The 15,935-nt window shown below is 64.4% G+C and carries 18 protein-coding genes and 1 tRNA gene; 8 read left to right on the plus strand and 11 right to left on the minus strand.

Translation table 11 applies throughout. From position 1 onward, the window contains the following. Window positions 1-44: 44 nt before the first annotated feature. From M4578_RS18660 to M4578_RS18700, 9 genes are all read right to left on the minus strand, one after another. A complete protein-coding gene (locus tag M4578_RS18660) occupies window positions 45-767 on the minus strand; it encodes a transporter substrate-binding domain-containing protein (RefSeq protein WP_258094810.1) in 723 nt (240 codons plus the stop codon). Between the two features lie 44 nt (window positions 768-811). Continuing rightward, window positions 812-1,588 (minus strand): ABC transporter ATP-binding protein, encoded by a 777-nt coding sequence (locus M4578_RS18665; RefSeq protein WP_258094811.1) that lies wholly within the window; start codon window positions 1,586-1,588, stop codon window positions 812-814. A 391-nt stretch (window positions 1,589-1,979) separates the two neighbouring features. Continuing rightward, on the minus strand, window positions 1,980-2,423 hold the full coding sequence (locus M4578_RS18670) for a tellurite resistance TerB family protein (protein ID WP_258094812.1): 444 nt from the start codon (window positions 2,421-2,423) through the stop codon (window positions 1,980-1,982). Between the two features lie 70 nt (window positions 2,424-2,493). Continuing rightward, window positions 2,494-2,937, minus strand: a complete 444-nt coding sequence (locus M4578_RS18675) for a tellurite resistance TerB family protein (protein WP_258094813.1) — start codon at window positions 2,935-2,937, stop codon at window positions 2,494-2,496. A 72-nt stretch (window positions 2,938-3,009) separates the two neighbouring features. After that, window positions 3,010-3,438: a tellurite resistance TerB family protein gene (locus M4578_RS18680; RefSeq protein ID WP_258094814.1), complete on the minus strand. Its 429-nt coding sequence runs from the start codon at window positions 3,436-3,438 to the stop codon at window positions 3,010-3,012. Window positions 3,439-3,505: 67 nt separating this feature from the next. Continuing rightward, window positions 3,506-4,189 carry a hypothetical protein gene (locus M4578_RS18685; protein WP_258094815.1) on the minus strand — a complete coding sequence of 228 codons (684 nt, stop codon included), beginning with the start codon at window positions 4,187-4,189 and terminating at the stop codon, window positions 3,506-3,508. Then, entirely contained in the window at window positions 4,186-4,863 is a 678-nt protein-coding gene (locus tag M4578_RS18690) for a hypothetical protein (protein WP_258094816.1), read from the minus strand. The genes M4578_RS18685 and M4578_RS18690 overlap by 4 nt, the downstream gene beginning before the upstream one ends. 33 nt (window positions 4,864-4,896) lie before the next feature. Then, window positions 4,897-5,682: a 23S rRNA (adenine(2030)-N(6))-methyltransferase RlmJ gene (locus M4578_RS18695; protein ID WP_258094817.1), complete on the minus strand. Its 786-nt coding sequence runs from the start codon at window positions 5,680-5,682 to the stop codon at window positions 4,897-4,899. Next, window positions 5,682-6,758: a hypothetical protein gene (locus M4578_RS18700; RefSeq protein WP_258094818.1), complete on the minus strand. Its 1,077-nt coding sequence runs from the start codon at window positions 6,756-6,758 to the stop codon at window positions 5,682-5,684. The genes M4578_RS18695 and M4578_RS18700 overlap by 1 nt, the downstream gene beginning before the upstream one ends. Before the next feature lie 141 nt (window positions 6,759-6,899). Between M4578_RS18700 and M4578_RS18705 the strand changes: the two genes are divergently transcribed. Then, entirely contained in the window at window positions 6,900-7,205 is a 306-nt protein-coding gene (locus tag M4578_RS18705) for a hypothetical protein (protein WP_258094819.1), read from the plus strand. A 217-nt stretch (window positions 7,206-7,422) separates the two neighbouring features. Then, the gene (locus M4578_RS18710; RefSeq protein WP_258094820.1) at window positions 7,423-7,998 is read left to right on the plus strand and encodes a hypothetical protein; all 576 of its coding nucleotides are present in this window, start codon (window positions 7,423-7,425) and stop codon (window positions 7,996-7,998) included. 13 nt (window positions 7,999-8,011) lie between these two features. On the opposite strand, the gene M4578_RS18715 is transcribed toward M4578_RS18710, so the two are convergent. Beyond that, window positions 8,012-8,908: a LysR family transcriptional regulator gene (locus tag M4578_RS18715; RefSeq protein WP_258094821.1), complete on the minus strand. Its 897-nt coding sequence runs from the start codon at window positions 8,906-8,908 to the stop codon at window positions 8,012-8,014. Between the two features lie 132 nt (window positions 8,909-9,040). On the opposite strand from M4578_RS18715, the gene ygiD reads away from it, so the two are divergent. Both ygiD and M4578_RS18725 read left to right on the plus strand, forming a co-directional pair. Beyond that, the gene (gene ygiD, locus M4578_RS18720) at window positions 9,041-9,862 is read left to right on the plus strand and encodes a 4,5-DOPA-extradiol-dioxygenase (RefSeq protein ID WP_258094822.1); all 822 of its coding nucleotides are present in this window, start codon (window positions 9,041-9,043) and stop codon (window positions 9,860-9,862) included. A gap of 11 nt (window positions 9,863-9,873) precedes the next feature. Further along, window positions 9,874-10,830, plus strand: coding sequence for a glutathione S-transferase family protein (locus M4578_RS18725; RefSeq protein ID WP_258094823.1), 957 nt, complete (start codon window positions 9,874-9,876; stop codon window positions 10,828-10,830). A gap of 192 nt (window positions 10,831-11,022) precedes the next feature. On the opposite strand, the gene M4578_RS18730 is transcribed toward M4578_RS18725, so the two are convergent. Beyond that, a tRNA-Ser gene (locus M4578_RS18730) sits at window positions 11,023-11,110 on the minus strand. Window positions 11,111-11,180: 70 nt separating this feature from the next. Between M4578_RS18730 and M4578_RS18735 the strand changes: the two genes are divergently transcribed. From M4578_RS18735 to M4578_RS18750, 4 genes are all read left to right on the plus strand, one after another. Beyond that, window positions 11,181-11,978 (plus strand): helix-turn-helix domain-containing protein, encoded by a 798-nt coding sequence (locus M4578_RS18735; RefSeq protein ID WP_258094824.1) that lies wholly within the window; start codon window positions 11,181-11,183, stop codon window positions 11,976-11,978. A 286-nt stretch (window positions 11,979-12,264) separates the two neighbouring features. Continuing rightward, a complete protein-coding gene (locus M4578_RS18740; protein ID WP_258094825.1) occupies window positions 12,265-13,671 on the plus strand; it encodes a plasmid recombination protein in 1,407 nt (468 codons plus the stop codon). Next, the gene (locus tag M4578_RS18745) at window positions 13,668-14,324 is read left to right on the plus strand and encodes a hypothetical protein (protein ID WP_258094826.1); all 657 of its coding nucleotides are present in this window, start codon (window positions 13,668-13,670) and stop codon (window positions 14,322-14,324) included. Before M4578_RS18740 ends, M4578_RS18745 begins: the two co-directional genes overlap by 4 nt. Before the next feature lie 131 nt (window positions 14,325-14,455). After that, entirely contained in the window at window positions 14,456-15,895 is a 1,440-nt protein-coding gene (locus tag M4578_RS18750; protein ID WP_258094827.1) for an ATP-binding protein, read from the plus strand. The last annotated feature ends 40 nt before the right edge of the window (window positions 15,896-15,935 follow it).

Below are 15,935 nucleotides of genomic sequence, written 5' to 3' on the forward strand. Positions count from 1 at the left end.
CGCGGAAAGGGTGGCGGGGCCGGGGCCCCGCCGCCCGTCTCACATCAGTAGGTGTCGGTGTCTTCGCCGAACCACTTCACCAGAAGCGTGTTCAGCGAGCCGTCGGCCTTCATCGAGGTGATGGCGGCATCGAACTTGTCTTTCAGCTCGGTGTCGCTTTCGCGGATGCCCATGCCGGTGCCGCGGCCCAGCACCACCGGCTCGCCCACGAAGATCAGCTCGCCGGCGGATTCCTCGACGATCGGCGCCAGATAATCGGTGTCGAAGAACACCGCGTCCGCCTCGCCGTTGCGCAGCGCCGCGACGATCTCGTCGGCGGTGGCGAATTCCAGCAGCGTGGCGCCGGATTCCGAGATATAGCCCGCTTGCAGGGTCGAGGTCTGCGCGGCGACGACGCCCGACAGATCGGCGTCCTCGCTCAGCGCCACATAGGAGGAGGTGGCGGGCGGGATGTAATCCTGGGTGAAGTCGATCACCTCGTCGCGCTCGTCGTTGATCGACATGCCCGCGATGATCGTGTCGTAGTTGCCCGAAACGAGGTTGGGGATGATCGAATCCCACTCGTTGGTGACCCATTCGCAGGTCAGCTCGGCGCGCTTGCAAAGCTCGTCGCCGAATTCGCGCTCGAACCCGTCCACTTCGCCCGCGTCGTTGATGAAGTTATACGGAGGGTAGGCGCCCTCGGTGCCCATGCGGACAACGTCCTGGGCCAGCGCCATGCCGGCGGAAAACGCCAGAACGGCGGTGCCGAGAAGGATCTTTTTCATGTGGTCTTGCTCCCTTGGTTGGTCTTTTGACGCACCCCGCGCTTTTACGCGTGGGTGGTGGATTTCAGGAACCCTTGCAGGCGTTCCGATTTGGGCGCGCCGAAAAGCGTCTCCGGCGGGCCTTCTTCCTCGATCCGCCCCTGATGGAGAAACACCACGTGGTCGCTCACATCATGGGCCATCTTCATGTCATGGGTGACGATGATCATGGTGCGCCCCTCGGCCGCCAGATCCTTGATCACCTTGACGACTTCCTGCTCCAGTTCCGGGTCGAGCGCCGAGGTCGGCTCGTCGAACAGAAGCGCCTCGGGTTCCATGCAGAGCGCCCGCGCGATCGCGGCGCGCTGCTGCTGGCCGCCCGAAAGCTGCGCGGGCCAGGCGTCGCATTTGTCGCCGATGCCGACCTTGTCGAGATAGCCGCGCGCGGCCTTTTCCACCTCGGCGCGGTCGCGGCCCAGCACCGTCAGCGGCGCCTCCATGACGTTCTGCAGGATCGTCATGTGGGACCAGAGGTTGAACTGCTGGAACACCATCGACAGGTTGGTGCGGATGCGCAGCACCTGTTTGGGATCGGCGGGGCGGCGGTGATGGCCGTCGCCCTTCCACTGCACCGGCTCTCCCTTGAAGAGAATCTCGCCCTGCTGGCTGTCTTCCAGCAGGTTGCAGCAGCGCAGCAGCGTGGATTTGCCCGAGCCCGATGAGCCGATGAGCGAAACGACATCGCCGCGATGGGCGGTGACATGCACACCCTTCAGAACCTCCAGGCTGCCATAGGCCTTGTGGAGATTGGTGATCTCGATAACGGGCGTGGGGTCGGGCAAGCCTCACCTCGGCGGCGGTTGAAAGACAGGGCGAGGATGGGCGCAAAGGCGCGCGCTTGGCAATGCGCAAAACGCCGCCATGGCTGCGGGTTTCGCCGCGTCATGCGGCATTTGCACGGGAAACGGGCGGTATTTGCTGGGGGATTGGGCGTGGCGAAGGATGAGGCGCCGCGTGGTGGGCAGGATTGCCCACCCTACCGACGCCCGTGGCCCAAAAGCGGCTGCTCCGCTGCGCATTTCATAAGATCAAGCCTCGCACCCGGCGTCATGCCAGAGCCATGGCCCGTCCCGGCGGGCCGCCGCCATGCCCGGCTTGCGTCTCGGCAGGCTCAAAGGTGCCGCCATCGTAGGGTGGGCAATCCCGCCCACCGCTCCCGCAGGTCAAAGCGCCTTACCCCGCCTGACGCTCCACCCGCTGCCGCGCCAGCGCCGAATCCCGGTCGTTGATGCCCAGCAGGTTCGAGACCAGCCGCAGCAGCGCGTCCTCCTCGGCCTCGCGCACCCCGTCGGCCAGCACCACCTGCCAGAGCGCCTCGATCACGCCGATGCGGTGCTCGTAATCCACCGCGTCCTTGATGGCGCGGGTGAAGCGCACCGTGTCGGGGGCCTCGGCCTCCAGCACCTCGGCCTCGCCGCGCAGCTTTGCGGCCTCGAAGGGCGACAGCCCGAAGCGCGCGGCGGCGATCTTGTCGATCCGCCTCCGCTCGCTGTCGTCATAGCTTTCATCGGCCCGGGCGACCCGCACCAGCAGCGCGGTCAGCGCCAGCCGCGCATCGGCATCGGGAAGGCGGTCGGGATTGGGCTGAACCAGCCGCTGGAGAAAATCTGCGAACATGTCAGGACATATAGCGCCCGGAACGCGGCGGGGAAAGCGCCCGTCGCGCAGCCGTGAGCGCGCGGGCCGCTCAGGGGATCGAGGCCGCCACGCGCGCCGCCTCGGAATCCGCGCGCTCCAGCCCCAGATGCCCCTCGATCAGATTGACGATCTCGGTTTCCCGGTTGTCGCTGATGCCGTCGGCGACCACCACCTTCCACATCGCCTCGACCGCGGCGCGGCGGTGCTCGTAATCCACCCCTTCGCGGATGCGCGCGGCCATCTCCTCGATGCCCGGCGTCTCGAATGCCAGCTTCTCGCAGCCCGCGCGCATCTTGGCGGCGGCGAGCGGCTTGAGATCATAGGCTTCGGCGAGAATGCGGTCGATCTGCTCGACCTCTTCGAAGAGATAGGCGTTGTCGGCGATGGCGACCTTGACCAGCAGCGCCCCCAGCGCATGCGCCGCATCCATTTCGGGCAGCGGGGTTTCGGGGATCTCGCCCAGATGGAAAAATGCCTTCAGTCGCTCGAACATGACCGGGTCTCCTCTTGCCTGTCTTTGGCCGCAGTCTGCCAGCGGCGCGGCCACCGCGACAGGGGAAAACGCTCAGCCCGCGCGCCGTTCCGCGGCGATGTCGTCGGGATGCACCCCCAGAACCGTCTCGGTGAGCGCGATCATCCGGGCCTCTTCGCTGTGATGCAGCGCGCCTTGCCGCAGGATCTCCCAGAGGCAGAGCGCAACGGCGCGGCGTTCGGCATAGGCCACGGCCATGCACAGGCTCGCGGCAAAGCGCGGCGTGTCGGGGGCGGCGGCCTCGATCCGCTCGCAGGTCTCGCGCATCTCGGCGGCCTCCTGCGCGGTCAGGTCGTATCGCCGCGCCAGGATCGCGTCGATGGCGGCACTTTCGGTTCTCAGGCAGGCGCATTCGCGCCGCGCGAGACGGACCAGCAACGCCCCCAGCGCCACCGGGGCGTCGCCGGGATCGAAGGGCGCCGCCTCCGGCGCGCTCAGCCAGAACCTCAGGTTCCGGCCCAAGCCGGGCGGTCCTTCCGGCTGGCCAAGTGGCGCTCGTTCCAGCAGTCCTGAAGCATCGCGGTCCTTTCTAGCCTGTCGCGGGAGCAGTCTGGTACAGGATGTCGTCCACGGCAATGCCGCCGGGGTCGGTATTGACGATTGTCAGCGCGCGGATCGGCACATCGCTTTGCCAGGCCATGGAAACCACCCCCGAGACCGCGCGCAGGGCCTGTTCGGCGATCAGCCGGCCCGCCCCGTCCCAGAACCGCAGCGTGATGGTGCCGCGCGGCGCCCGGGCCCCCAGCGGATCGGCATAATCCGCGTGCAGCCTGAGCCCCAGCCGCCATTGCCCCTCGTCGAAGAGCAGCGCCACCGCGCCCTCGCCTCGGCCGCCGCGGCTCGTGGCGCCGCGCGGCCCGAGCGGGAACAGCGCGTTCGATCCGAACCCCGCATGCTGCGCCACCGCGAGGTTCTGGCCCCGCGCGCCCGCCAGCGCCCCCAGCGGCAGCGCCGGAACGCCGCGCAGCGCATCGAACCGGTCCTGCGCGGTCACCGTCTCGGCGCAGGTCTGCCCGGCCAGCCGTTCGCCGATGCTCAGCCCGTCGAAGCGCAGCGGCGCGTTGAAAACGTGGCCGGGCTCGGTGGCGGGCGGCAGGATGTCAAAGCTCACGCGGCGGTGCGGGGTCGCCTCCAGCTCTGCATAAGGCAGGGCGGCAAAGCCGTCGGCGTGGGCCGGGGTGGCCAGCAGCAGGAGCAGGGCGAGATATTTCATGCGGGCGCCTCCGGCCGGGGCGCGGGCAGGGCGCCCATCAGTTCGCGGAACTCGAAGCGCAGATTGTCGATGCCCAGCCCCTCCGGGTCCTGGTTCTCGACCGTGAAGCCCGCGATGTCGGTCAGCCCGCCGCGCCGCAGCAGCGTCAGCGTGCCGGTGTCGCGTTCCACATGCCGGGTCATCCGCTGGATCTGCCGCCCGGCGCGGTCGAAGAAGACCAGCGTCACCGTCCCGCCCTCGCCGCCGCGGATGTCCAGCGCCAGCGCCGGCTGGTCGCGGTCGAACAGCACCGCGATGGCGCCTTCGCCCACCGCCCCCGCATCGGGAAAGCCGCGCGGCCCGTGGCCCTTGAGCACATTGTCGCCCCAGAGGCTGATGGTGCCGAGATTGGACCCGTCCGCGCCCGCCAGCAGCCGCAGCGGCGGCAGCGGCAGGCCGGCCAGATGGTCATGGCCGGTGCCGGTGTCCAGCGCCTGCCCGTCGAAGCGCTCGCCGAAGCTGGCGCCGGGTTCGTCGATCACGCCAGAGAAGGCACGGCCCACCCCATAGCCCGAGGGCAGGGTGGAAAAGTCGATGATCCGGGTAAAGCGCAGGCTGTCTGCGGGAACCTCGCAGATCGGGTCCTCGCAGGCCAGCGCCGGGGTGGCGCAAAGCAGGAAGACGAGCCAGCGCATGCCGGGCAGGATACACGGCTTTGTCGCAACCGCTCAGCGCTTTTTGATCCGCGCGAAGAGGGAATCGAGCCGTTTTGCTTCTTCCGACAGGCCCCAGGGCGGATTGATCACGAAAAATCCCGAGCCGATCATGCGATGCCCCTCGCGGACCGGCGGAAAGCGAATCTCGTGCCGCAGCGCCTCGGGATGGGCCTGCGTCAGCGCCCGCAGCATCGGCGCATGCAGCTCCGAGGTCAGGATCGGATACCAGAGCGCCAGAATGCCCACGTTCCATTTCTTCGCGATGGTGCCGAGCGCTTTGGGAATCCGGTCGTAATCCTGCTTGACCTCGTAAGAGGGATCGACCAGCAGCAGCCCGCGGCGCGGTTCCGGCGGGCAGAGGCTTTGCGCCAGTTCGAACCCGTCCTGACGGTGCACGGAGATATTCGGCCCCTGCACGGCCTGGCGCAGCGCGGCGTGTTCCTGCGGGTGCAGCTCGGCCAGATGCAGCCTGTCCTGCGGGCGCAGGAGCGTCGCGGCGATGAGCGGAGAGCCGGGGTAGGCGGCGGGTCCGTGCTGCGCGCGGATCGTCGCAAGCGCCTTGGCATAGGGATGGCCGGGGGGCAGGGCGCCGGCCAGCGCGCCGATGCCCTGCGCGGCCTCGCCGGTCTTCTGCGCCTCGGCGCTGCCGAGATCGTAAAGGCCGCGCCCGGCATGGGTTTCGATATAGCTGAGCGGTTTGTCCTTGCGCGTCAGGTAGGCGAGCATCCAGGCCAGCAGCGCGTGTTTCTGCACATCGGCGAGGTTTCCCGCGTGATAACCGTGTTGGTAGGAGAGCATCAGGATTTCCTCAGTACCCGGCGCAGCCGCGCCAGCGGGGCGGTTTCGGCACGGGCGATCCGGGCGATTTCGTCCAGCAGCGCCTGCTTGCGCCCGGCATCGACGGTGCAGATATCGGCCACGTCGCGCAGCGCTGCATGGGCGCGCTCGGCCTCCTCCCGGGGCATCGCGGGTTGGCCGATCTCGGGAAAGCGCAGGCCGAAGCGGTCGGCCAGCCAGTCGAGATCGGTGCAGCGGGCCTCGATCACCTCGCGCAGACCGGGCAGGAGCCGGGGTTTCGCCTGCCCGGGCACGGCGGCATCCGCGTGCCGCACCAGCCATTTGTAGCGCTGGGGGCGGCGGTCGTAATGGCGGTGCGGCGCCTTGATCTGCCCGCGGAAATATTGCTGGAGCACCTCCATCGCCTCGGCGCTGACCGTCTCGTTCTCGTCGTCGGCGACGCGCCGATAGGCGGCGGGATCGGTCATCGGCAGATATTGCGCGATGAAATCCGTCACCACGTCGCCCTCGGCCAGCGCGTCGCGGGCAAAGCGGCGCAGCGCGATCCTGCCTGGGCCCTTCTCGGCCCAGGGCTCCAGCGCGTCGCGGAACCGGCTGGCCGAAGGCAGCACGAATTCCGGCCGTTTCTTGAGGTCCTGCTGCACCGCGGAGAGGAAATAGGAGGCCGGCCCCCGCAGATAGGCCATCACCCGGATGTCGCCGAAGCGCGGGCGCAGCAACCCGTTCATCCGCTCGAACGCCGCGTCCGGATAGGTGCGGAACTGGTTTTCGCAGCTCAGCACCACCAGCCGAGGCTGCGCCTGCGCGATACGCGCCTCCAGTGCCGCCCAGAGCCGGGCACCATCGCCACGGGCCTTCTTCAGCTCTTCGGCCGGGTCCACATAGCCCGGCAGGTTCTCCTTGGTCAGCCCGGTGAGATGGGCAAAGATCTGCTGGTGATTGGCATGCCCGTCCGCATCTCCGAAAACCACGCCCGCCGCCGCCAGCAGCGGGCGGTTGGCATCGAGCGTGCGCTGGATCGAGGTCGAGCCGGTCTTGCCGTGGCCGATATGGATCAGAAGGTCGGGGTGCTGCATGGATCCTGTGCCGGGTTTTCCCGTTTCTCTAGAGGATCGCCGCGCCGGACGCCATGGGGCGGTGCGGCGAAGGGCTTTCCTTTCCGACCGCTCCGCGCCTCTCGGGCCGGGGGAGTGACGAGCGGCGGCGACAGGGAACGGATGGAGGATCTGCGGATCTTCGTCATGGTCTGGCAGAAAGCCGACTTCATCCGGGGCATGGTCATCACCACTTATATCCCGATCTTCGGTCTGTTGCAGTTCTATCGGCGTGAGGTCAGCACGGCCTTTGCCCTGCTGCTCTGCGTGGCGGTGCGGCTTTACCTGGATCAACGGCAACGCGCTTCGGGTGCATTCCCGGCTGGCGCGGGGGATGGTGCGCGCGTTCCGCAGCCTCAACCGCCGGTCTCCGATGCTGAGCGCCGAGATGGGCATGGTCACGCGAACGCAAGCCGGCGAGGGTGCTGATGACCCATGGCGCCTCTTTTGCGGTGTTCCTCTCTCTCGTGGGCGAGCGCGTGGGGACCAGGTTCTGTATCGCTGAGGGCGGGACGGGCTGGCTCTGTCTGTTCCAGACCCTGTTCTGACCGTGCCAACTCCGCCGGATGCCGGCGAAAAATTCACCGAATATTAACAGGTGAGCGGGTCTTCTGGGCGCAGGCGGACAATCGTTTGGGGGGAGGCCATGAAACTAGCCGGTCTGGTGTCGTTTTGGATCGGGGTGCTGTGGGCGGCCATGGCGGTGGCGGGCCCCTTCGGTGTGACGATCGGGGATCCCATCGGAAATTATGAGGTGTCGGAGCCGGGCCCGCGCCCGCCTCTGAGTTCGGTGCCGCAGCCGCATCCGGATTTTCCGACCTATGCGGTCTGGCACAGCGAAGCCACGGGGATCTGCCGCATCATGGCCATCTCGAAGCCTTTCGAGAATGACCGCTACGGCCATGGCATCCGCTCCTGGATGGACGGTATCCGCAGCGCGCTGAACGGCAAATACGGCGCGTCCGACGATTTCGGCTTTCTCCGCCCGGGCGCGCTTTGGAAGGAACCGCAGGACTGGGTCATGGCGGTCCGCCAGAACGAACGGCAGCATGGCTTTGCCTGGAAGGATGCCACCGCCGGCGAGGACGAGGATTTTGCCCTGATCCAGTTCTGGGTCGAGGCGACCTTCTCGCGCGAGAGCTTTGCGATTCTGGAATACCGGGGCCGGAACTTCGACGCCTGCGTCGCGGCGATCCAGGCCGAGGAGAACAGCGCCTTCTGACGCGGGCCGAGCCTCAGCTCATGCCCGACCGGCGCATATCCTCGACGGCAAAGTCGATCAGCGCGCGGATCTTGCGCGGAAGGGTGCGGCCCTCGAGATAGACCGCGCTGATCGGATGGGTGGGGCTGTCATACCCCGTCAGCAGCGGCACAAGCCGCCCGGCCGCGATGTCGTCGCCCAGCACGAAGACCGGGCAATAGGCGATGCCGTCGCCCGCCACCGCCAGATCTCGCGCCACCTGGGCGCTGTTGACCATGAAACGGGTCGGCACGGAGACCGAGACGGCCGCGCCGTCCCGCAGAAAGCTCCAGCGCGTCGGATCGGCGCGGTTGGTATCGACGATGCAGGCGTGATCGCGCAGATCTTGCGGGCTTTGCGGGGCTGGGTGCTGCGCCAGATAGTCCGGGCTCGCCACAAGATTGCTGCGGATCTTGCCCAGCTTGCGCCGCTTCAGCGACGAGATCGCGCCTTCGCCGATGCGGAAGGCCAGGTCGATCCCGTCGCTGGCCAGATCCACATGCGTATCGTTGAGCCGCAGGTCGATGGTCAGATCGGGATGCGGCGCGGCGAAGCGGCTGAGCAGATCCTTGACGTATTTCTCGCCAAAGGTCACCGGCGCCGAAATCCGCACCGTGCCGGAAAAGCCGTGCGTATCCTCGGTGACCGAGGCCAGCATCTCGTCGAGATCGTCGAGCAGCGCCGGTGCGCGCGACAGCAGCGTCTCTCCCGCCGGCGTGATCCCCACCCGCCGCGTGGTGCGCTGCAACAGCCGTACCCCGAGCCGGGTTTCCAGCTCGGCCACGTATTTCGAGGTCAGCCGGTTCGACAGGCCCAGCCGGTCGGCAGCGGCGGTGAAAGAGCCGGTTTCGGCGGTGGCAACAAAGGCCCGCAGGCCGTCGATCAGATCCATGGGCGGTTTATTGAGAACGCATTGGGGATGGTTATTCCATATAATCGCCATTTCATTCCATGAGGGCAAGGGGCATCTTGATCTCATCGACGCGGGCCGTTGCCCGCGCATATATTTTTCAGGGAGAGGGCCATGAGCATCTCGCAATCGCTGCAAAAGCTGAAAGACAGTCTGAAAGCCTCGGACCGGATGCCGGTCGTGTTTCTGGGCCACGGCAGCCCGATGAACGCCATCGAGGACAACGCCTATTCGCGGAGCTGGGCTGAGCTGGGCCGCAACCTGCCGCGTCCGCAGGCGATCCTGGTGGTCTCCGCGCATTGGATGACGCGCGGTTCGACGCTGGTGAACGTATCGCGGGCGCCGAAGACGATCCACGATTTCTACGGCTTCCCGCCGGAGCTTTTCGCCCAGCAATACCCGGCGCCCGGCGCGCCCGAGGTGGCCGCCGAGGTGGTGTCGCTGCTGGCCAGCCACCATGCGGAGGGCGACGAGACCTGGGGGCTCGATCACGGCGCCTGGTCGGTGCTGAAATTCCTCTATCCCGAGGCCGATGTGCCGGTGTTCCAGCTCTCCATCGACATGCGCGCGGACCTGCCGCATCATGTGGAGATCGGTCGCGCGCTGGCCGAGCTGCGCCATCGCGGCGTGCTGATCCTGGGCTCGGGCAATGTGGTGCACAACCTGCGCGCGGTGCGCTGGGGCGGCGGTCCGGCGCATGACTGGGCCGAGGAATTCGACACGCTCTTCGCCGACCGGCTTGCCGAGGGCGACATCGCCGCGCTGTCGAACCGGCCCAAGCTGGGGAAACTGCTGCAGATGGCGCATCCCTCGCTCGACCACTACCTGCCGGCGCTGACCGTTGCGGGGGCGTCGGACGACAAGGACAGGCTGCTCTTCATGAATGACGCGATCGACCTCGGTTCGGTCTCGATGCGCAGCTTCATCTATTACTGAGGAGACCTCCGATGCTTGTGAACGGCAAATGGAGCAAGGGCTGGACGCCCGTGCAGAAGGCCGATGGCGAAGGCCGCTTCGTGCGGCAGGTATCGAGCTTTCGCAACTGGATCACGCCGGACGGGTCCGCGGGCCCGACCGGCACGGGCGGGTTCAAGGCCGAGCCGGGGCGCTACCGGCTTTACGTGGCCTATATCTGCCCCTGGGCGTCGCGCACGCTGATGGCGCGCAGTCTCAAGGGGCTGACGGATCTGATCCCGGTCACGGTGGTGAACCCGACGCTGACGGACGAGGGCTGGCGGTTCGGCGCCTATCCCGGCGCGCATGAGGACCCGCTCTTCGCCTCCGATTACGTGCACGAGCTCTACACCCGCGCGGATCCGGCCTTCACCGGCCGCGCAACGGTGCCGGTGCTTTGGGACATGGCGCAGAACGTCATGGTGAACAACGAGAGCGCCGACATCGTGCGGATGTTCGACACCGCGTTCGAGCATCTCGCGCCGTCCGATCTGCGGCTTTACCCCGAGGATCTGGGTCCGGAGATCGACGCGCTCAATACGCGGATCTACGATCTGCTCAACAACGGTGTCTACAAGGCGGGGTTCGCGCTGACGCAGACGGCCTATGACGAGGCGGTCGAGGGTGTGTTCGAGATGCTGGACGAGCTCGAGGCGCGGCTGACGGGAGATTACCTGTTCGGCGCGCGTCTGACCGAGACCGATCTGCGCAGCTTTGTCACGCTGATCCGCTTCGATGCGGCCTATCACGGTCTGTTCAAGACGAACCGGCGGCAGATCCGGGATTACCCCCGTCTTTCGGCTTATATGGCGCGTATCCTTGCGCTGCCGGGCGTGCGTGAGACGGTGAACATGGATCACATCACGCGGGGCTATTACTCGGTCAAGGCGCTCAACCCCACGGGCATCCGCCCGACCGGGCCCGCGCATATCGAGGCGCTTCTGGCCTGACGCGGCGCGGCTTGTCGGGGACCAGGGGGCTTGGGGGCGTCCTGGTCCGTTTGCTATGCCTGATGCGGGGCAATGTTGCACAATGCGTGAGGGAAACCGACCGGGTTTGCTGGACTGGCCGGGCCGGGGAAAGCCGTTTGTATTCCGGGGAAGGGGGGATCCAAGCCGGGTGACGCAAGTGCTTGGGAATATTGGAGGCGAGTACCGGAATCGAACCGGTGTACACGGATTTGCAATCCGGTTGTGATCGCTGATTTTATTGGACTTTCCTGTAAACGCCCCCGTTTTGTTCACGACGGGAAATCAAGGACTTACAAGGAAACTGTAAACGCCTCCAGAGGAGGTGTGCGATGAGTGATTTGCGCCCGTTCAAAGAAGTTCAGCTTCAATGGCTTCGCCTTCTGCTCGCTGACACTTCGCTCAGCCCTCGTGCCGTGCAGTTCGCCACATACCTTGCCGTGGTTAGGTACAACGACAATGTCGGCAAAGCATGGCCGTCACATGCAACGGTTTGCGAAGATCTCGGGCTGAAGAGCGAAAAGACCATCCAGCGCCTGATCAAGGAACTCGATGGTAAGTGGTTCGAGATCAGGCGCGGGAATGGTCAAAAGCAGTCTACCGAATACGTGCCGTCCAAAACATCGCATCAGGCAGCCCAAGAGTTACGCGAAAAAGAGGAGGCGGGAAAGACGGACAAAATTGTCCCCCTTCGCGGCCCCAAAGGCGGACATTTCTGTCCCGGAACCCAGACAGAAATGTCGCGCGAACCCGGACAAAAATGTCCACCAATAAAAGAGAAAGAAAAAACAAAGGAAAAAAGAGCGCTGACACGGGATTTGCCTGATGAGGGGCAATCCCGTATTGCGCTCCGGTTGGTGCCCGGCGGCGGCGGCGTCTTTGAGCGAACATGGAATGACAGGTTGCAGGCGGTCGGGCTTGAACGCTTGGACCGACTATTTCGACATGTTCGCGACGAGCAGGGGCGGAGTTGCTACCTGTTGCCCGGAAGCTGGCCGGAGCCGCAGGGAAGCATCGGTTGGCACACCCAGCTTTCTCAGATTTATCGGATGTCTGGCCGGGCGGTGCCTGAGAAGCTGGAAAAGGCCATCCGCGCGAATTCTTCGTCCGAGCTGAGGATGGCGTCATGATCGTGGTCGTCGAGGTGCGCCTGTTTTTCTGCTCTACCGGCTTTTGTGCTGCGCTTGGGCTTCTGGTCTGCCGGGCAATGAGGCCTCTCCGCAAATCTCTTCCGAAGCGCCTTCCACACGGCTGGCGAAGGAAGAGGTTTGTAGCCGCCGCTGGCTGCTTCGGTCCCGGTGGGACCGGCGGCGCAGCCGCTTGGCGGGGTTCAGGGGGGCAGCGCCCTGGCCGACATGTTGCTTGCAACATAATAGTCGGTCCATATTGTGTTTCTTATCAAACTAGGGGGCTGTGATGTCCGGTCCCCAATTCATGCACCTTCAGTCCTATTCACGCAAAGCCAATGAGGGTGGGCAATCTGTCGAACAAGTGCTCGCCGAGGCCTCCCGTGTGCCTGAATACAGCAAGCATGTGGCCGATCCTCGCCCGCCGTCTCTCGTCTATGGCGTGGCCGCTGACGAGGTCCGCAAGCTGCACGACGAGATGGTTGCCGCCGGTGGGGTTGACGTAACCCTGAAGGATGGCCGGACGGCCCGGCGGGGCATCCGCAAGGACCGACACACTTTGCTGACGGCTGTCGCATCGCATCCCCTGCCGACCGATCTGGTGGAAACGAAACCCGACGCCCGCGCCGATTACGAGCGCTGGCGAGACCACAACCTTGCCTGGCTCAAGGCTCAGTTCGGCGACAAGCTGGTGTCCGTGATCGAGCATAGGGACGAAAAGCACCCGCACATCCACGCTTACATATTGCCGCTGGACGATCCGACCTGTTCGGCACGCCAGCTCAACCCGGCTTGGCAAGCCAAGGAGGAGGCGATGGAGGTTGCCCGTGCCGCCGGTCATGACGACAAAGCTGCGCTGAAATTGGGCAATGCTGCCTATCGCGCGAGGGCGCGGGAATTGCAGGACCACTACTATGAGCATGTCAGTCTGGCCTCTGGCTTGACCCGAACTGGCCCGAAACGCGAACGCCTCAGCCGCCAGCAATGGAAGGCGCGGAAGGATGCAGCAAAGCTGACGGCCCAGATCAGCCAAGAAATCGACGGGCGGCTGGAAGATGTCGTTGACGCGGAAGACGGTCTGGAGCGGTCACTGGCTGTCAAGGCCGAGGAGATCGCGGAAAAGCTCGACCTGGCGGATCAGGCGCTGGAAGAGGCGGAAGCGGATCGTGCAGAGGCGCAGCGTTTGCGCGAGCAGGCTACGCGGGATGCCCAGAATGCTGAAGCGCGTATCCAGCGGCAGCTTGACCAAAAGCAGGAGGCACTTGAGGCTCAGCATCGGCAACAGCGCGAAGCGGAACGCGCCGACCTTCACCGCGCCCGGCAGGAGGCCGAACAGGAAGCCCGCCGCCTGCGTGATGCACAGGCGCAGCTCAACCAGGATCGGGCTGACGCGCTGCGCAATGCGGCGAAAGAGGCCGCGCGCGTTGTTCTGGAGCTGTTTCTTGGGGTGCTTGATGGTTCGGTGCGTCCAGATCCCGCCGACCCGAGAGTCTGGATCATCCGCGATGATGATCTTCGGGAGCGGGCGAAGAAGCTCGACCTGGTCGAGTTGATCAAGGACACGATGAAGGTTCTACACGATGCTTGGACGCTGCTCTCCGAACGGCTGTCGCCCACGGAACAAGCGGCAGTCTCCGAACAGATTGCAGAGCCTGTGAAGGCGGCGCTAGATCGACAACCCGGTCGCCAGCCATGAATGAATTCGATGAACGTCTTGCAAAAATACGGCGACAAAAAGCTGAAGCCCGCACCACGGCTGCGGATGATTTTGCGCAGTTGAGGGAGGGGTTGGCCGAGGCCCAGAGCAAACTCGCGGAACTGGACGCTGCCCGGCAAACCCTGTCTGAGGCCGTCAAAGCCGATAGCAGTAGGATCGCGGTCCTTCGCCGCCGTGTGACTGTTGGTGTCGTTCTAGTCGCGCTCGTCGGGGCTTTGGTGCTGGCGCTGACCGGGGCAGTTTCCAGCCGCATGCTCGATGAAGCACGAACCGAGGCCGCTCGTATCCGAGCCGAGAACACCCAGGAGATTGCCCAGGCACGGGCCGAAGGCGAAGCTGCTTTGCATGCCCTCGCAGATCGGTTGGCAAGCCGTGAGGCTGTGCTGACCGCCGAGATCGAAGCGATGGGTGCCGATTTGGCGCAGCTTGATGCCGACCGCGATGCAGCGCGCGCCGATCTGGAACACTTTGCAGACCTGCGGCATCAAATCGGGTTCGATCTGATCCCCTACCGCAACCGCGTAATGATCGTGGTGCCGCAAGGCGAAACCATCACCCGCTGGAACGCCCCAGGACTGTCGGATCTCGCCCGCTACAACGGGCGGATGTTCCGGGTGGTGCGTGCAGACTAAGCGTGAAGTTAAGCGTAAGAGGCTGTCCAGACAGGGAGTATGGCTCGCTAGTACTACATGGATTTTTTCATGTTATCAGTGCTATGAGCGCTTTCGTTGACATAAGATCAATACTTTGATACTATAGAAACATGCTTGAAATCGCGAAATCAGACATCCTCAAAAGTCTCCGCCGGGATAACCCGTGGTGGGATACTTCGTATAAGATCACTCGAAGTCCGACCGAGAAGACGCGCGCCTATTTTAGCCCCTTCTCGACGCTTGCCCTGGACTGGTCTGTGCGACGCTCAACCATCCTGATGGGGCCGCGACGGGTTGGCAAGACCGTCATGCTGCGTCAGTTGATCGAGAAGGCGATAGACGAGGGGTTCAGCGGCCAGAACATCCTGTTCGTATCCATCGACACGCCACTCTATAGCGGAATGCCGCTCTCGCGCCTGATTGACCTGTTTGAGGAAGAGACTGAGCACGATGCGCAGGCAAGGCGGATCATCGTCTTTGATGAGATCCAGTATCTGAAAGACTGGGAAGTCCATCTCAAGGTGCTGACCGACCAGCACCCGAACACAAGGTTCATCGCATCCGGTTCGGCGGCGGCGGCGCTGCGCCTGAAAAGTCAGGAATCGGGCGCAGGTCGCTTCACTGACTTTTTCCTTCCGCCACTCACATTTGCCGAATTCCTCGCATTTAGGGAGTTGGAAACCGATCTGATCAAATCCGCCCCGCTTGGAGCTACCTTGCGGTTTTCCACCCCCGATATCGAGCGGCTGAACGAAGAGTTCATCAATTACCTGAACTTCGGGGGCTATCCGGAAGCGGTTCTCAACCCGGCGATTCAAGCGGATGTGCAGCGTTTCCTTGGCCGTGATATCATCGACAAGGTTTTGCTGCGTGACCTCCCCAGCCTCTATGGCATTCAGGACATTCAGGAACTCAACCGGCTTTTCACGACAATAGCCTACCATACAGGGCAGGAAATCAGTCTCGACGGCCTGGCTCAAAGCTCGGGCGTAGCCAAGAACACGATCACAAAGTATCTCGAATACTTGGAAGCCGCTTTTCTGATTGTCCGAATTCGCCGTGTAGATGACACTGGTAAGACATTTCAGCGGATGCGAAACTTCAAGGTCTACCTGACCAACCCGTCAATGCGCGCCGCGCTATTCGCTCCGATTGCCGATGGTGACGATGCGATGGGCGCGATGGCTGAGACGGCGATTTTTTCGCAGTGGTTCCACTCTGATCTGATGAAAAACCTTCATTATGCGCGGTGGAAGCACGGAAGGACCGATCTGGAAGTTGATCTGGTTCGTGTCGATCCGGCGCGCCTCAAGCCGACCTGGGCATATGAAATCAAATGGTCCGACCGCTACGCCAGTGATCAACCAGGCGAATTGCGCGGGCTTGTCGAGTTCGCCAAACGCAACTTTGCCAACAGCGTGCCCGCAGGGGCGACTACGAAGACGATCACCGCCGAGAGCGAAATTGACGGGGTCCTCATCCGGCACTTTCCCTGCGCCCTGCATTGCTATCAGGTTGGCAAGAACGTCGCCGAAGGGCGAGCGCCCTGAGGGATTGAGGCAGCCTTGCTGGTCTGTTCAAAGCTCATGG

Origin of the sequence: Salipiger pentaromativorans (genome assembly GCF_024721115.1) — a bacterium.
Classification (GTDB): Bacteria; Pseudomonadota; Alphaproteobacteria; order Rhodobacterales; family Rhodobacteraceae; genus Salipiger; species Salipiger pentaromativorans.

Coding starts and splice junctions, on each gene's coding strand:
- M4578_RS18660 (WP_258094810.1), bottom strand. CDS start 767: ATGAAAAAGATCCTTCTCGGCACCGCCGTTCTGGCGTTTTCCGCCGGC.
- M4578_RS18670 (WP_258094812.1), bottom strand. CDS start 2,423: ATGTTCGCAGATTTTCTCCAGCGGCTGGTTCAGCCCAATCCCGACCGC.
- M4578_RS18675 (WP_258094813.1), bottom strand. CDS start 2,937: ATGTTCGAGCGACTGAAGGCATTTTTCCATCTGGGCGAGATCCCCGAA.
- M4578_RS18685 (WP_258094815.1), bottom strand. CDS start 4,189: ATGAAATATCTCGCCCTGCTCCTGCTGCTGGCCACCCCGGCCCACGCC.
- M4578_RS18690 (WP_258094816.1), bottom strand. CDS start 4,863: ATGCGCTGGCTCGTCTTCCTGCTTTGCGCCACCCCGGCGCTGGCCTGC.
- M4578_RS18695 (WP_258094817.1), bottom strand. CDS start 5,682: ATGCTCTCCTACCAACACGGTTATCACGCGGGAAACCTCGCCGATGTG.
- M4578_RS18700 (WP_258094818.1), bottom strand. CDS start 6,758: ATGCAGCACCCCGACCTTCTGATCCATATCGGCCACGGCAAGACCGGC.
- M4578_RS18705 (WP_258094819.1), top strand. CDS start 6,900: ATGGAGGATCTGCGGATCTTCGTCATGGTCTGGCAGAAAGCCGACTTC.
- M4578_RS18710 (WP_258094820.1), top strand. CDS start 7,423: ATGAAACTAGCCGGTCTGGTGTCGTTTTGGATCGGGGTGCTGTGGGCG.
- M4578_RS18715 (WP_258094821.1), bottom strand. CDS start 8,908: ATGGATCTGATCGACGGCCTGCGGGCCTTTGTTGCCACCGCCGAAACC.
- ygiD (WP_258094822.1), top strand. CDS start 9,041: ATGAGCATCTCGCAATCGCTGCAAAAGCTGAAAGACAGTCTGAAAGCC.
- M4578_RS18725 (WP_258094823.1), top strand. CDS start 9,874: ATGCTTGTGAACGGCAAATGGAGCAAGGGCTGGACGCCCGTGCAGAAG.
- M4578_RS18735 (WP_258094824.1), top strand. CDS start 11,181: ATGAGTGATTTGCGCCCGTTCAAAGAAGTTCAGCTTCAATGGCTTCGC.
- M4578_RS18740 (WP_258094825.1), top strand. CDS start 12,265: ATGTCCGGTCCCCAATTCATGCACCTTCAGTCCTATTCACGCAAAGCC.
- M4578_RS18745 (WP_258094826.1), top strand. CDS start 13,668: ATGAATGAATTCGATGAACGTCTTGCAAAAATACGGCGACAAAAAGCT.
- M4578_RS18750 (WP_258094827.1), top strand. CDS start 14,456: ATGCTTGAAATCGCGAAATCAGACATCCTCAAAAGTCTCCGCCGGGAT.